Here is a 14,964-nt window from a genome sequence, read left to right as displayed (position 1 = left end):
AAATATGTTGGAATTAAAGAAAATACGCGTTCAGTTTGGAGACAAACAGGTATTAAAGGATATATCGATTAAGTTCCAACCGGGGGAAATCATTGGTTTAGTAGCCCCCAATGGAACTGGGAAATCGACACTGATGAATGTAATCATGAACTATTTGTCTCCCAATCAAGGACAGGTGATTTTAAATCATGAATTGCAATATTCAAGTAAAGCAAACGAGGTGAAGATACATCAAGGTGTATCTATGATGCCGGACCAAAGTGATTTATATAATCATGTATCTGGAAAGAACCATCTGAAGATCTATCAAGCAATGTGGAATAGTAATCCCAAGTTAATTGAAGACACGATTGTACAGCTTGGAATGGAATCGTATGTGAAGAAAAAAACAGGCACCTATTCTTTAGGAATGCGCCAACGGTTATGCTTTGCCATGCAAATTGTCTCTGACACACAGGTGATGCTGATGGATGAAGTTATGAATGGCTTAGATCCAACGCATGTAGAGCTAATATCCCAAATACTTTTGCAAAAGAAAGCGGAAGGTAAAACAATTATTATTGCTTCACATTTATTAGAAAACCTTGAGCAATATGCAGACCGTATATTTTTTATGAAAACTGGGGAACTAAAGCTAGTAGATGAATTGGTACCTGGCTTTACTGACAATAAGGTAACAACGGTCCGAGTCTCCAATTTTTCACAAGAGCATCTTGAAGTATTTAAAAAGCAATTTTCAGGACTACATGTGCAGACATTACCAAGTGGCAAAACACTTATCGATGTAAGTAAGCAGGACACAGAAACGTTAGGTAGCATCACACAGTATTTAATAGCTCAACAGTTGACTGATTTTAGCTTTGGTAAATTGACACTAAATGATTTATATTCAATGGAGTACCAGCAAAAGTAGTGACAAAAGATAGGGAATTATTGTTCCCATTAGTCAATGCTCGACTCGTATAAAAATGAAAAAGTACTTGAAAGACTATATCGTTTTATAAATATTAGCCCAGTTCTAGTTCAAAATAAAAGACTCCATTACCAAAGTGAATTATGGTAAAAAGGGAAACGATAGTTGTCTAGCCATATCTCTTCTTAAAGGAGTTATGGTTGGATAACTATTTTTCTTTCTTTTAATATTTTTCTTACACTTATTCGTTTGTTCGACTAATTTACATGTACTGCACCTTTCTTTGAATTCTATAGTCAACCTTCCAGGGATTAGACCACAGAAGGCTGCCTGACTATTTTCCCGTTGACGAAATTATCTGGTAAAATGACAGCCCAAGCATATTAGTCTATAATTGAAGCTATTGTAATCACCCTTCAACTACTAGAAAGGGGTTTTTTTTATGATTAAGTTACATAAGGTCAGTAAAAGTTATTCCCGGTTTCAGGCCATTAAATCTATATCTATAACAGTAAATGCAGGAGAGATTCATGGAATTATCGGAGCAAGTGGAGCAGGTAAATCTACCGTGCTACGGTTGATGAACCTGTTGGAAATTCCTGAAGAAGGAGAAGTTGAGGTAAATGGTCAAACGTTAACAAATTTACATAGCAAAGAACTCCGACAAGCTCGGAAATCCATAGGGATGATTTTTCAACACTATAATCTAGTAGCAAATAAAACGGTTTACGAAAATGTTGCTGTATCCTTAGAGTTGGCAAACTTTCCTAGGGAAGAACGCAAGAGCCGTGTAGGAGAATGTCTTCAATTTGTTGGGTTAGAGAGTTTAAAGGACAAGTATCCCGCACAATTAAGTGGTGGACAAAAACAACGCGTTGCGATCGCAAGAGCGTTAGCGAATAACCCCCGAGTTTTGTTGTGTGATGAACCAACCTCTTCTCTAGATCCTAATACGACTGCAGAAATATTAAGTGTATTGGAAAACATAAATAAAAGCTTTGGGGTTACAATTGTCATTGTCAGCCATGAGATGGAAGTGATTAAAAGTATATGTAACAGAGTAACTGTAATGGCGGATGGAGAAGTCTATGACACCGTAACAATTAAACCAAAAAGGATTCTAAATACAGACAATAGTCCAAAGTACTTTGTAGAACAATTAACAAAGGTCGGTGAGATGGATCATGCCTGATATATTAGTTCAATATGAAGCTGAAATTTGGTCATCTATTGGAGAAACTTTTGTTATGGTTGGTGTTTCTGTTTTAGCGGCGATTCTAGTAGGTCTTCCAGTTGGGACATTACTTTTTCTTTGCAGGAAGGACCAAATACTTGAGAACCAGTTTGTTTTCTCGTCACTAAATTTATTGGTAAATATAGTACGTTCTTTTCCATTTTTATTACTAGTTGTATTTTTAATCCCTTTTACAAGGCTAATCATGGGAACAGCCATTGGCACAGCGGCTGCAACTATTCCATTATCGATAATAGCAATCGCGCATTATTCACGATTAGTCGAGCAGTCTTTATTGGACGTACCAAAAGGTGTAATTGAAGCGGCGGTTTCAATGGGTGCTTCTGTTAAAGAAGTTGTTTTTAAATTTCTGTATGTTGAAGCCCGTTCTGGACTTGTTCTTGGATTAACAACTTCGATTATTAGCTTTATTTCGTACTCGACGATCATGGGAGTTGTCGGAGGTGGTGGTATAGGAGACTTTGCCATTCGGTATGGATACCAGCAATTCAAAACAGATTTAATGATTTATGTGATTATTATTATGGTCATACTTGTACAGCTCTTGCAATTCGTTGGAACAACTATATCCAGATTGATTGATAAAAGATAAATAATAGGAGGAAATAAAATGAAAAAAATATTCTTACTAATTACAATGATCACCTTAATATTAACTGGTTGTGGGCAAAAGGAAGAAGTTAAGGACCAGAAAAAAGTGCAAGGTAATGATCAAGAAGAAGTTACATTGAAAGTTGCTTCGTTAATCCCTCCGATGACGGAAATTCTTGAGCTTGTTAAACCAAAACTAGCAGAAGAATCGATTAATCTTGAAATTGTTGTATTAAGTGATAACGTTCAGCCTAATAGTGCGCTTGCAGCAAATGAAGTAGATGCAAACTTCTTTCAACATGTTCCTTATATGGAGCAATTCAATAGAAACAATGATGCAGAACTAGTCCCTATTGTTCCTATATATTTTGCGAATTATGGTGTATATGCTAAAGACTATAATTCAATGGATGAATTACCGGAGGATTCCGTAATCGCCATTGCGAACGATGTTTCTAATATAGATCGTTCATTGGCATTGTTAGCTCAACATAATGCCATCACTTTACAAGAAAAAACTGGTCCATATTACACGAAAGCTGATATTGTGGACAACCCAAAAAATTATAAATTTGAAGAAGTAGATTTGTTAATGTTGGCGAGAATGTATGATGATGCAGATGCAGTAATCATGACACCTGCATATGCTGCACCACTTGGATTGACGCCAAAAAGTGATGCTCTCCTTACGGAAGGATCCGAAAATGATTTTGCAATTACACTAGTTGCACGCAAGGATAATGCTGAATCAGAGGCCATCCAAAAGCTAGCGGAAGCTATGACGAGTCAAGAAGTAAGAAAGTTTTTAGAAGAAAATTATGATGAAACTGCAATTCCAGCGTTCTAGTATAAATATAATGAAGGGCTATTCAAGTTGTTTACAACTAAGAATGGTCCTTTTTTAGTTATACATTCGGTAAACGTTTTATCTATACTAATATATTTATTCCATACTAAGATAGTGCAAAAACGATTCTTTTATAAGAGTTTAAACAAAGAACTCATTGCAGTAGAAAAAAATTTCTGATATTATTTAGATGCCAAATATTTTGATATCTAATTATAATTGAATAGAGATGACACTAATTGATTTTGGTGTAACTGGAGAAGGGAGTTATTAAACAATGGGAAGAGTACAAGGTAAGGTGGCACTAGTAACAGGGGGAGCATCAGGTATAGGATTATCAACAGCCGCATTATTGGCAAAAGAAGGTGCAAAAGTAGTTATTGCCGATTTTAATATGGAAGGTGCAAGAGAAGCAGCAGAGAATATTAATGCTAATGGAGGAGATGCTTTCGGTATTTTCCTTGATGCTGGCGATGAAAATTCTATTAAGGAAGCTATTGAGTTTACCGTTAAGAACTTTGGCAAAATTTCGGTTCTATTTAATAACGTTGGTTTGACTAATCTTAAGAAGGATTTAGATGTCGTTAATATAGATCTTGATGAGTGGGATCGACTTATGAACGTGAATCTAAAGAGTGTCTTAATAGGTAGTAAATTTGCTATACCGCATATGATTGAAGCTGGTGGTGGCTCTATTATAAATACAGCATCAATGGCAGGATTTACTGGTGATACTATTCGTGCTGCATATGGAGCATCAAAAGCAGCTGTAGTAAATCTTACGAAATATATTGCTACCCAATACGGGAAGGATAAGATCCGTTGTAATGCTGTTGCACCTGGTTTAATTTTGACCCCTGCGGCTAAGAACAATATGACACCGGAGGTACTAGATATATTTGCAAAATATAATACACTACCATACCATGGTGAACCGGATGATATTGGATATACAGTGTTATTTTTAGCTTCAGATGAATCTAAGTTTATTACTGGCCAAACAATCCAAGTAGAAGGCGGACATTATATTGCAAATCCAAGTGTTCCAGATTTTAACGAATATATGAAAAAAGCAAAAAGCTAAATAAAAGCCTACTAGTGCTTGGACATAATTAAAAAATCTAGCAATATTCTAACAGAAATAAATAATAGAAATATAGAAATAGGAGAAACTACATGGGTCAAAATAGAAAGAAAATTCACTATGCTTGGTGGATTTTATTAGCACTATGTATTATCGTCGGTTTAGGAAAAGGCGGTTTAAATAATTCCTCCGGGCTATTTTTGTCACCTATCACGAAAGAGCTTGGAATTGGAATGGGAAGTCTATCATTATATTTTAGTGTATCTGCAATTGTCACAATGGTCTTTTTACCGATAGGCGGTAAACTAATGGCGAAATATGATACACGGTTACTCCTAAGTGTTGCGATAGTTTTACAAGCTGGAGCATTTGCAATGTTTAGTTTGATGAATTCTGTATGGGGCTGGTATATATTCGCAGTACCACTAGCAGTTGGTGGTGTGTTTATAACTGTAATTGCTGGTCCAGTCCTAATTAATCAGTGGTTTAAAAAGAACAATGGTCTAGCACTTGGAATCATGAGTGCAGCAGGAGGAGCACTTGGTGCCATCTCGCAACCAATTATCGGGAACCTTATTGCCAATCAAGGGTGGAGAACCTCTTATATGATTGTTGGGATCACAATCATTATTATTGTTGTTCCAATTATATTACTTTTTATAAAAAAATTACCTCAGGACAAGGGACTACTTCCTTATGGTATAGAAGAAGTGGAAGATAACGGTACAGGTACACCGAGTGAAACTAGCAATAAAGGGGTATCAATGGCTGTAGCGAGAAAATCTTCGGCTTTTTATGCACTAGTAATCTTTTTCTTTCTAATTACATCTATTGCAAGCTTTTCGATGCACATTCCAACCTATTTGATGGCTAAAGGTTTTGATGTAACCTTTGCTGGTAATGTAATGGGAACCTATATGGTTGGTGTTCTTATTGGATCATTAGCTATTGGTATCTTAAGTGATAAGATTGGCTCCAAAAATACAGCTATTTTTGCCATGAGTGGTGGTTTGATAGCGATTTGTCTGTTATTATTCTCCGCATCTAGCACAGTTGTAATAACAGTTGCAGTAGGCCTATTCGGTTTAATATCTTCCTCTATAGGAACATTAGGTCCAGCACTTACTTCAAGTCTATTTGGGAACAAAGAATACAGTCAAATATATTCAAACGCTTCCATGGGGCTAGCAATAGCATCTATTGTTGTTTTACCAGCCTATGGTTTTGTATTCGACTTTACGGGAAGTTATACGTCCGTTTTATATGCAATAGTTATTATGTTGATCATTAATATTGTATGTGTACTTATTGCTTTTAGAGGAAAAAAGAAATTAGAGCAAGAAGGCTTCTGGGATTAACTAAGTAACTTATATAAAAAACTACTAATGCACAGGTGATTTGTATAAAAAATCGCCTGTGCATTTTGCTTTCTTTCAACTTAAGTTATGTCAAATACTTGAATCTTTTTACTTGCACTTTAAGAAAAGAATTTGATATTATTTAGATGTAATATATTTAGATATCTAAATATAAATAGAAAGAGGTTATTCTAATGAAGTTACAAGGAAAAGTTGCAATTGTAACGGGTAGTGCTGGAGGTATTGGCAGAGGAATTGCACTTGCAATGGCCAAAGAAGGTGCACATATTGCAATCGTCGATGTCAATGAAGAAAAAGGAAAAGAAACTCTTGCTGAGGTCAGTCAATATACAGAAGGATTACTTATTATTAAAGATATCTCTATAAAAGAAAATGTTTACGAAATTGTTGCCGAAGTTGTAAAGAAATTTGGCAAGTTAGATATTATGGTTAATAATGCGCATGTCTCAAGACAAGCACCTTTTATAGAAACAACACAAGATCACCTTGATCTATCATTTGGAACAGGCTTTTATCCTACATTCCACTTTATGCAGGCAGCTTATCCTGAGTTAAAGAAATCACAAGGTAAAGTTATTAACTTTGCTTCAGGTGCTGGTATTGATGGACAAGTCACACAAACTTCTTATGCTGCAGCGAAAGAAGCAATTCGAGCAATATCACGTGTTGCAGCAAATGAATGGGGTCCAGACGGTATCAATGTTAACTTGATTTCACCAATTGCCTTAACTCCAGGAGTTGAGCAATGGCGTGAAAGTGCCCCGCAATTATATGATGCCATGATTAACAAGATTCCATTACGTCGACTTGGTGATCCAGAGCAAGATATTGGACAAGTAGCTGTATTTTTATCAAGTGCAGATTCAAATTATATAACTGGTCAAACCATTATGGTTGATGGTGGATCAATAAAATTACGTTAAGGAGAGATTAGCATGGGAAGATTAGATAATAAAGTAGCTATTATTACTGGAGGAGCTTCAGGTATTGGCGAATGTATGGTTGATTTGTTCAGTAAAGAAGGCGCTATCGTCATTGCAGCAGATATTAATGAGGAAGCACTTGCAAGAGCAAGTCAAAAAGAAAACGTCTATGGGATGAAGTTAAACGTTGCTTCAGATAACGATTGGGAAGCATTAGCAAAAGAAGTGAATGATCGTTTTGGAAAAATTGATGTTTTAGTAAATAATGCCGGAATTTCTTCAGAAAAACCATTCCAAGAAATCGATTTAGATGATTGGCAAAAGATGCTATCTATTAATGGCTTTGGTCCATTTTCTGGCATGAAGCATATTGCTCCGTATATGGCAGCACAAGGGAAAGGTTCAATTATTAATATTTCATCTTATACAGCTCAAATTGGACAAGGGTTTAATCATTATTCCGCATCTAAAGGAGCTGTACGTGCGATATCTAAAGCAGCAGCAACAACCTTTGGTACTAAAGGCGTTCGTGTCAATGCCCTATTCCCTGGGATTATAGAAACACCAATGACTCAATCTTTAAACTCATCAAAAGAACTTCTTGGTCGCTTAATTCAAATGACTCCTTTGCAACGATTAGGCCAACCTACAGATATTGCAAAAGCAGCTTTGTTCTTAGCTTCTGATGATTCATCTTACATTACAGGTGCAGAGTTGGTTATTGATGGTGGATTCTCAGCTCAATAATGCGTATGCTAAAGTAGCCCCTAATTTTGATTAGGGGCTTTTACTTATTGAAAGTGAGGAACATTTCTTATGAAAGAACAAACAATTTTTGAATTAATCCATAGTATGGATAACTTTACAAATAACTTAATCATTCAGTGGAATAAGACGTTCAATGAAGAGCTAGGTGTATCTCATATTCTTGTTCTTGGTCATTTACAGGCAAAAGGAAAAAGTCGACCATCAGATATTGCGAAGTCTCTAGGACTGACTCCTGCCACCCTAACGCACTTATCGGAAAAACTTGTACAGAAAAAATTAGCAGTTAGATTAACGGATGAGTTTGACCGTAGAATTATCTATATACAAATTACCGATATGGGTATTGATATGGTTTATAGAGCCAACCAAGAGGGCCAATTACTGCGTAGGAAGCTATTTGAAAAGCTAACAGAGGAGGAAAGGGAACAATTAGTGGGGATTTATAGGAAGTTAAATAGTTAATGAATTTATTGAGTTTTAATAATTATTTATCATTTGGAATCCTCATCTATACTTTGGGAATTCCTGGTGTTCTAGGTCTTACCAGATGAACTTCTCACTATTTACTAGCTTTTAAATCGCTTTCAAATAGCTTATAATAGAAGATAATTTATCAATAAATAATTCTAATATATGATATGGTTATAGTAGACAAAAAGATGTATTCCTGTAATTCAACTTGACATATTGTTATGCCTAAGTAGTATACATCCTCTATACAAATATACGGAGTAAGGAAGGTTAATATGATCAACAAAGAAACTAAAACAGAAGTAATCTTAATAGGTGCCGGAATTATGAGTGCTACTTTGGGGACAATGCTGAAAGAATTAAAACCGGAATGGAATATTAAAGTATTTGAAAAGCTCGATAAAGCAGGTGAGGAAAGCTCTAACGAATGGAATAACGCAGGTACAGGTCATGCTGCACTGTGCGAGCTTAACTACACTTCTGAAAAACCAGACGGCTCTGTAGATATTAACAAAGCTATCAATATAAATGAACAATTCCAGCTATCTATGCAGTTTTGGTCTTATCTTGTTAATAGTAAGCTAATAGATAATCCAAAAGACTTTATTATGCCATTGCCTCATATGAGTATGGTACAGGGAGAAGAAAATGTAGCGTTTTTAAAGAAACGTTTCGAAGCAATGTCACAAAATCCCCTGTTCCAAGGGATGGAATTTTCAGATGATCCAGCAAAACTTATGGAATGGATACCACTTATTATGGAAAATCGTCCAGTTAATGAGGCTATTGCAGCAACAAAAATAGACTCTGGAACGGATGTTAATTTTGGTGCTTTAACTCGTATGTTACTTGACCACTTAATGACTAAAGACGTTGAGATTAAATTTAATAGTAGTGTAGATAATGTTAAACGTACGAGTGATAACAAGTGGGAAATAAAAGTGAAAAATAACGCAGAAGGCAAAATCGAAAACCACACTGCGGACTTCGTCTTCGTCGGTGGTGGTGGTGGTAGTCTTCATCTACTACAAAAATCTGGTATTCCTGAAGGAAAACATATTGGAGGATTCCCGGTAAGCGGACTATTTTTAGTGTGTAACAAACCGGAAGTGGTAGAGCAGCATCATGCTAAAGTATACGGCAAAGCTAAGGTTGGTGCTCCACCAATGTCTGTACCACACTTAGATACTCGATTTATCGACAATAAAAAGTCGTTGCTATTCGGACCATTTGCTGGTTTCTCGCCAAAATTTTTAAAAACGGGTTCCATGTTTGATTTGGTAACTTCCGTAAAACCGGACAATGTTGTAACTATGTTGGCGGCAGGTGCCAAAGAGATGTCATTGACAAAATACTTAATCCAGCAAGTTATGTTATCGAAAGAAAAGCGTATTGAAGAGCTTCGAGAGTTTATACCGAATGCTAAACTGGAGGATTGGGATACAGTAGTAGCAGGCCAACGTGTACAAGTCATCAAAGATACAGAAGCCGGTGGTAAAGGAACTCTTCAATTTGGTACAGAGATTGTTACTGCCGCTGACGGTTCAATCGCAGCATTACTAGGTGCCTCTCCAGGTGCTTCTACAGCTGTTCATGCCATGCTTGAAATTCTTGGTAGATGCTTCCCACAACATATGCAAGAATGGGAGCCAAAAATTAAAGAGATGATTCCATCTTACGGAGTGTCATTAATGGACAACCCCGAGCTTTTGGACGAAATTCATACTTCAACCGCAGAAGCCCTTGGTCTAAGCAAAAAAGAGCAGGTCTATAGTTAATTCTTTAGATGTAGCATCAATGCTTATTTAGGAATTTTAGTAACATTTTTAACTAATGACAATGTTTCTATAATGAAGAGATTTAACAGGCTAAATTAAAAATAGAGAATTAAAGAATTGAGTAATAATGAATAGTATTAGAAATACAACATAGACCCTTTAATCTGTCCATAGATAGATTAAAGGGTCTTTTTTTATTTATATAGAAATTGTATGCCTTTTACTCATTTTCTTTCTATCTTAGAACATGGTCGAAGGTCCACAGAATTTAGTTATAGTCAGTAGTTCAGAAAGGTCCATGATTCTACGAACTTAGTCATTTCCCTAACAAAACGCTTTCTTGTAAAAGCTTCTCTTTTTTGATCGCTAGGACCATAAGGGCAAGAATGAGGTCGAAGTGGTTGTAAATAACTTGTTAATATAAGGTACAACAATAGTTAGGAGGAGCAAATATGACTAAAATACAAGAATTTAATGACCTTCATACATCCGAAGAATTACTATTCTTAGGAAATGCTTGGGACTTATTATCGGCCTTAACACTCGAGAAAGTAGGGTTCAAAGCTATAGGAACGACGAGTTGGGGGATTGCTAATTCCCTTGGTTATATTGATGGTGAATTAATTGATTTTGATAGACATTTATCAATCATAAAAACTATTGCTGAGAATGTGAATATACCCGTTTCCGCGGATATTGAGGCAGGCTATAGTGAAAACGTGGAGATTGTTATTAATAACGTTTTGAAAACCGCAGATATTGGAGTTGTAGGTATCAATATTGAGGATTCACTAAAAAAGCAGAAAGGGTTAAGAGGAATATCTAAACACTGCAACCTATTAGAAAAAATAAGAATAGCTTTAGATACAAATGGTTTTAAAAACTTTTATATCAATGCTAGAACTGACACTTATTTTCAGAGGGAAAATCCTCTGTTGGAAACAATTGATCGAGCAAAATCCTATGTAGAAAGTGGAGCTAGTGGAATTTTTGTTCCCGGAATGAAATTAGAAGAAGATATAAGAGAAGTTGCATTGAAAATAAAAGCTCCACTTAATGTATTATCTTTACCGGGACTAACGAATTGTAACAAGCTTAAAGAGTTAGGAGTTAAACGATTTAGCTTTGGAAATGCATTATCCGATAAATATATTACTTTTTTAGAAAAGAATACAGAACAATTAATAGAATGTAAAGATACTGCGCATTTATATATTGACTAAACTGCGTAATGGGGTAAAAGTTGATAAAAGTTAAGAGTGAGGAACCAAAATTTGCAGAAAGAAAACATCTTATATAAATTAATAACGTTGAATTGGACAAGATAATCTATGAGGAGTTCATTTTTATACTTCTCAATAAATCTCAATGAGGAGGACAGTTATGCCAAATGTAGAAGTGAAATGTACTGTATCAAATTGTATTTTCCATGCAAAAGGAAATGTTTGTGGAGCAGAAAAAATCGAAATAGATATGGATTACCATGCAAAACACAATAATACAGAGTTTGCTTCTGAATTTGATTACCGCACTATTTCTGAGGAAGCAGGTCATTCTGCAGATACGTGCTGTAAAACATTCAAACCTGAAGAAGGCCGAAAGTAGTGTTATATAATTTAATAATACTAAAATGGGTGCGAACCAATTAGGTTAGAGATAGGCAATGCTGGTCTACACATTGAGGGTGAGGGACTAAAGAGAAATTTCTTTAGCCCCTCTTTAGATTATCGGAAAAGGTGTACTCTACAAATTTGGTAAACTCGTAAAAATTTTCTGGAATTTTTGAATAATTTTTTCTTTTATGCTATAGTGATTTTGACAAAAGAATATCGCTATCCACTAGGGGAGCCGTTTAACGGCTGAGACAAGCAGAGCTTGGACCCTTTGAACCTGATCTGGATCATACCAGCGGAGGGAAGTGGGCGAACGTATGCTTATTTTTATTTTCTTCTGCTTACTAATCGCCGCTTTCCTTTTCTGGAAAGCGGTGTTTTTATTTGCCAAAAAGGAGATGGAGAAAAATGACATTTTGCAAAGAAGTAAGGAATGAGTGCAATGATTTATGGGAAGCGAGTTTCCACCATCCGTTTGTGAAAGGGATAGAGAAAGGAACATTGCCACTTGATGTGTTCAAGTATTACGTCATGCAAGACGCCTATTATTTAACACATTTTGCAAAAGTTCAGGCAATCGGGGCGGTAAAAGCTACGGATTTGGAGACAACGAAAAGATTTGCATACCATTCCGAACAAACCTGCGCCGCAGAAATGGCTTTGCATGAATCGTTTATGGAATTGCTTAATGTAAAGGAAACGGACTGGGCTACGTTTGAGCCGTCTCCAACTGCATATTCATATGTTTCTCATATGTACCGATCAGCAGAAGGAGATCTTGCAGATGTGTTAGCTACAATTCTCCCATGCTACTGGCTTTATTATGAAATAGGTGAACGATTGAAAGAAGCAACTCCAAAACATCCCATTTATCAAAAATGGATTGCAACATATGGATCAGAATGGTTCAAGGAGCTTGTTAATGAACAGATTACCCGAATGGATCACCTCGCAGTGAATTTACCTGAAAAACGGCGACAGGAATTGAAAGATCGATTTCGCAGGAGCAGCTATTATGAATGGAATTTCTGGGAACAAGCATGGACGATGGAAACTTGGTCAGTAAATGTCTCGAGTAAGGCGGAGGTGTAACTATGCTTGCATCATTACGTACAAAACGGCCTATAGTCCATTGTATTACTAATCACGTCGTTTCAAATTTCCAAGCAAACGGGCTATTAGCACTCGGAGCTTCTCCAATTATGGGAGAAGCATACGAAGAGGTAGAGGAACTTGCCATGTTAGCTGATGCCTTGTCGCTTAATATAGGGACTTTAAATAAACTTACTTTAAGCAGTATGCTCTTAGCAGGGAAAACTGCAAACAGTAAGGGCATTCCAATCGTTTTGGATCCTGTGGGAGCAGGTGCAACCCCCTTCCGATTATCGGCTATCCGTCAGTTGATAGAAGATGTTAACATTACCGTCCTTCGTTGCAATGCCGGGGAACTGGCAGCAATTGCCGGTGTTGAATGGCAGGCAAAAGGCGTTGATGCTGGAGAGGGAAATGTAGATGTCGTCGAACTTGCAAAGCAGATGGCACGGAAATATAAGTTGATCGTTGCGGTAACTGGTGAAATTGATGTTGTAACTGACGGTGAAGACGTGGAGGAGATTCCTTATGGTACACCACTTATGTCGTTTGTGACTGGAATGGGATGTCTTTTAAGTGGCGTGGTGGCAGCGTTTTTGGCAACATCGCCAAGTCAACCTATGGTTGCTACTGTAGAGGCACTACGCTTTTATGCAATGTGCGGAGAAAAAGTAGCTCCACATTCACAAGCGCCGGGCAGCTTCCAGATTGCTTTTCTGGATGGATTGGCATCAAAGCCACAAGGAAATTATGATAATTGAATCCGTTTAGGAGAGGTTGCGATATGGGAAATATCAAACAAGTTTTGACTATTGCAGGATCTGATTCTGGAGGCGGAGCTGGAATTCAAGCAGATATCAAAACATTCCAGGAGCTTGGGGTTTATTCAACTTCAGTTATTACAGCAGTGACAGCTCAGAATACACTTGGCCTCACTGGTATTTATCCGATGGATAGAACCGCAGTAGAAAATCAGCTGAAGGCTATAGGCACAGATTTTCAGATTTCCGCATTAAAAACAGGAATGCTATTCAATGCGGACATTATTGAAGAAGCAGCCCGGGGAATAAAGAAGTACGGATGGCAGAACGTCATCGTCGATCCGGTCATGATTGCAAAAGGGGGAGCTTCTCTTTTACAGCAGGAAGCGGTAGATGCGTTGATGAATTGTTTGCTGCGGCTAGCCACAGTTGTAACGCCAAATATTCCAGAAGCTGAAGTCTTAAGTGGCTTGGAAATCCATGATTCTGTTTCCAGGTTAAGAGCGGCAAAGTGGATCTTAGCGACAGGAGCCGAGGCAGTGGTGATAAAAGGTGGACATGGTACAGACATAAACTTTACAGAGGATTTTTATCTGCACCGGAATGGCGACACTTTAACAATGCGCTCACCACGGATTCATACTAACCATACGCATGGAACTGGTTGCACTTTCTCAGCCGCATTGACAGCAGAATTGGCTAAAGGAAATCCGTTGCAGAAATCCTTATATACAGCAAAACAGTTTATACAGGCGGCTATTTCCCATCCTCTAAATATCGGTGCTGGACATGGACCTACGAATCATGCAGCATATCATAAATTCGGCACTAAGGAGGAGGTGCAGCTTGTTCAGTAAACCTGCTATTTATTTTATTATGGGCACTGCCAACGTCAAAGGAAAAGAGCCACTTGTGCTTCTTGAACAAGCACTTCTTGGAGGAATCAGTCTTTTCCAGTTGAGGGAAAAAGGGCCCTTTGCGTTAAAAGGAGATGCATTGAGAAGATTTGCTTTGGAATGCAAGAAGCTCTGTAATACTCATCGGGTGCCTTTCATCGTAAACGATGACGTCGAGCTAGCATGCATGATTGGAGCTGACGGGGTCCATGTTGGGCAGGAGGATCTTGACTGCGCGTCGGTCCGTTCTCGTATTGGAGAAGGGAAAATCATTGGTGTTTCGGTCCATTCTATGGAGGAAGCGAAAATCGCAGTTAAAGAGGGAGCTGATTACCTGGGAGTAGGTCCAGTTTACGAAACCCAATCGAAACATGATGCCCAGGCACCAGCTGGAGTTAATAGAATCATGGAGATTTCTCAGCTGTTCTCAGAAATCCCCGTTGTAGGTATTGGTGGGATTACACCAGATAACGCAAGAGCTGTTTGGAAAGCAGGAGCAGCGGGTGTTGCGGTGATTTCAGCTTTGGCAGAGGCTAAAGATATAGCGATGCAAATAAACAAATTCAAGGCTTCAAGCGAAAGGAGAAGGTAGT

At 37.4% G+C, this 14,964-nt stretch carries 16 protein-coding genes and 1 riboswitch; all 16 genes read left to right on the top strand.

The genetic code is table 11. The annotated features are described in order from the left end of the window. The first annotated feature begins 4 nt into the window (after positions 1-4). The 16 genes from MKY29_RS21720 to thiE all read left to right on the top strand — a co-directional run bounded on the left by MKY29_RS21720 (position 5) and on the right by thiE (position 14,963). Positions 5-913: an ABC transporter ATP-binding protein gene (locus MKY29_RS21720; RefSeq protein ID WP_093495534.1), complete on the top strand. Its 909-nt coding sequence runs from the start codon at positions 5-7 to the stop codon at positions 911-913. A gap of 442 nt (positions 914-1,355) precedes the next feature. Continuing rightward, positions 1,356-2,105 carry a methionine ABC transporter ATP-binding protein gene (locus tag MKY29_RS21715; RefSeq protein ID WP_340880725.1) on the top strand — a complete coding sequence of 250 codons (750 nt, stop codon included), beginning with the start codon at positions 1,356-1,358 and terminating at the stop codon, positions 2,103-2,105. Continuing rightward, on the top strand, positions 2,098-2,760 hold the full coding sequence (locus MKY29_RS21710) for a methionine ABC transporter permease (RefSeq protein ID WP_093495532.1): 663 nt from the start codon (positions 2,098-2,100) through the stop codon (positions 2,758-2,760). The genes MKY29_RS21715 and MKY29_RS21710 overlap by 8 nt, the downstream gene beginning before the upstream one ends. Before the next feature lie 18 nt (positions 2,761-2,778). Beyond that, positions 2,779-3,606, top strand: a complete 828-nt coding sequence (locus tag MKY29_RS21705; RefSeq protein ID WP_340880724.1) for a MetQ/NlpA family ABC transporter substrate-binding protein — start codon at positions 2,779-2,781, stop codon at positions 3,604-3,606. 277 nt (positions 3,607-3,883) lie between these two features. After that, on the top strand, positions 3,884-4,690 hold the full coding sequence (locus MKY29_RS21700) for an SDR family NAD(P)-dependent oxidoreductase (RefSeq protein WP_093495530.1): 807 nt from the start codon (positions 3,884-3,886) through the stop codon (positions 4,688-4,690). Positions 4,691-4,782: 92 nt separating this feature from the next. Next, positions 4,783-6,048 (top strand): MFS transporter, encoded by a 1,266-nt coding sequence (locus MKY29_RS21695; RefSeq protein WP_090567456.1) that lies wholly within the window; start codon positions 4,783-4,785, stop codon positions 6,046-6,048. 194 nt (positions 6,049-6,242) lie between these two features. Next, a complete protein-coding gene (locus MKY29_RS21690) occupies positions 6,243-6,992 on the top strand; it encodes an SDR family NAD(P)-dependent oxidoreductase (protein ID WP_340880723.1) in 750 nt (249 codons plus the stop codon). 12 nt (positions 6,993-7,004) lie between these two features. Next, the gene (locus MKY29_RS21685; RefSeq protein WP_093495528.1) at positions 7,005-7,739 is read left to right on the top strand and encodes an SDR family NAD(P)-dependent oxidoreductase; all 735 of its coding nucleotides are present in this window, start codon (positions 7,005-7,007) and stop codon (positions 7,737-7,739) included. A gap of 69 nt (positions 7,740-7,808) precedes the next feature. After that, the gene (locus tag MKY29_RS21680) at positions 7,809-8,222 is read left to right on the top strand and encodes a MarR family winged helix-turn-helix transcriptional regulator (protein ID WP_090567464.1); all 414 of its coding nucleotides are present in this window, start codon (positions 7,809-7,811) and stop codon (positions 8,220-8,222) included. 260 nt (positions 8,223-8,482) lie between these two features. Next, positions 8,483-10,009, top strand: coding sequence for a malate:quinone oxidoreductase (locus tag MKY29_RS21675; protein WP_340880918.1), 1,527 nt, complete (start codon positions 8,483-8,485; stop codon positions 10,007-10,009). Between the two features lie 452 nt (positions 10,010-10,461). Beyond that, positions 10,462-11,232, top strand: a complete 771-nt coding sequence (locus tag MKY29_RS21670; protein WP_093495526.1) for an isocitrate lyase/PEP mutase family protein — start codon at positions 10,462-10,464, stop codon at positions 11,230-11,232. Between the two features lie 160 nt (positions 11,233-11,392). Then, positions 11,393-11,614 carry a DUF1540 domain-containing protein gene (locus MKY29_RS21665; RefSeq protein WP_093495525.1) on the top strand — a complete coding sequence of 74 codons (222 nt, stop codon included), beginning with the start codon at positions 11,393-11,395 and terminating at the stop codon, positions 11,612-11,614. 226 nt (positions 11,615-11,840) lie between these two features. Continuing rightward, positions 11,841-11,943, top strand: a riboswitch (TPP riboswitch). Between the two features lie 87 nt (positions 11,944-12,030). Next, the gene (gene tenA, locus MKY29_RS21660; protein WP_093495524.1) at positions 12,031-12,714 is read left to right on the top strand and encodes a thiaminase II; all 684 of its coding nucleotides are present in this window, start codon (positions 12,031-12,033) and stop codon (positions 12,712-12,714) included. Between the two features lie 2 nt (positions 12,715-12,716). Beyond that, positions 12,717-13,475: a hydroxyethylthiazole kinase gene (thiM, locus tag MKY29_RS21655; protein WP_340880722.1), complete on the top strand. Its 759-nt coding sequence runs from the start codon at positions 12,717-12,719 to the stop codon at positions 13,473-13,475. 23 nt (positions 13,476-13,498) lie between these two features. Beyond that, positions 13,499-14,332, top strand: a complete 834-nt coding sequence (thiD, locus tag MKY29_RS21650; RefSeq protein WP_093495522.1) for a bifunctional hydroxymethylpyrimidine kinase/phosphomethylpyrimidine kinase — start codon at positions 13,499-13,501, stop codon at positions 14,330-14,332. Continuing rightward, positions 14,265-14,963: a thiamine phosphate synthase gene (gene thiE / locus MKY29_RS21645; protein WP_445677888.1), complete on the top strand. Its 699-nt coding sequence runs from the start codon at positions 14,265-14,267 to the stop codon at positions 14,961-14,963. The genes thiD and thiE overlap by 68 nt, the downstream gene beginning before the upstream one ends. Position 14,964: the final 1 nt, after the last annotated feature.

The organism is Psychrobacillus sp. FSL K6-2365 (assembly GCF_038003165.1).
Classification (GTDB): domain Bacteria; phylum Bacillota; class Bacilli; order Bacillales_A; family Planococcaceae; genus Psychrobacillus; species Psychrobacillus psychrodurans.
This window is presented reverse-complemented; position numbering and strand designations above follow the sequence as displayed.

Coding starts and splice junctions, on each gene's coding strand:
- MKY29_RS21670 (WP_093495526.1), top strand. CDS start 10,462: ATGACTAAAATACAAGAATTTAATGACCTTCATACATCCGAAGAATTA.
- MKY29_RS21690 (WP_340880723.1), top strand. CDS start 6,243: ATGAAGTTACAAGGAAAAGTTGCAATTGTAACGGGTAGTGCTGGAGGT.
- thiE (WP_445677888.1), top strand. CDS start 14,265: ATGGACCTACGAATCATGCAGCATATCATAAATTCGGCACTAAGGAGG.
- MKY29_RS21685 (WP_093495528.1), top strand. CDS start 7,005: ATGGGAAGATTAGATAATAAAGTAGCTATTATTACTGGAGGAGCTTCA.
- tenA (WP_093495524.1), top strand. CDS start 12,031: ATGACATTTTGCAAAGAAGTAAGGAATGAGTGCAATGATTTATGGGAA.
- MKY29_RS21710 (WP_093495532.1), top strand. CDS start 2,098: ATGCCTGATATATTAGTTCAATATGAAGCTGAAATTTGGTCATCTATT.
- MKY29_RS21665 (WP_093495525.1), top strand. CDS start 11,393: ATGCCAAATGTAGAAGTGAAATGTACTGTATCAAATTGTATTTTCCAT.
- MKY29_RS21680 (WP_090567464.1), top strand. CDS start 7,809: ATGAAAGAACAAACAATTTTTGAATTAATCCATAGTATGGATAACTTT.
- MKY29_RS21715 (WP_340880725.1), top strand. CDS start 1,356: ATGATTAAGTTACATAAGGTCAGTAAAAGTTATTCCCGGTTTCAGGCC.
- MKY29_RS21700 (WP_093495530.1), top strand. CDS start 3,884: ATGGGAAGAGTACAAGGTAAGGTGGCACTAGTAACAGGGGGAGCATCA.
- thiD (WP_093495522.1), top strand. CDS start 13,499: ATGGGAAATATCAAACAAGTTTTGACTATTGCAGGATCTGATTCTGGA.
- MKY29_RS21695 (WP_090567456.1), top strand. CDS start 4,783: ATGGGTCAAAATAGAAAGAAAATTCACTATGCTTGGTGGATTTTATTA.
- MKY29_RS21720 (WP_093495534.1), top strand. CDS start 5: ATGTTGGAATTAAAGAAAATACGCGTTCAGTTTGGAGACAAACAGGTA.
- thiM (WP_340880722.1), top strand. CDS start 12,717: ATGCTTGCATCATTACGTACAAAACGGCCTATAGTCCATTGTATTACT.
- MKY29_RS21705 (WP_340880724.1), top strand. CDS start 2,779: ATGAAAAAAATATTCTTACTAATTACAATGATCACCTTAATATTAACT.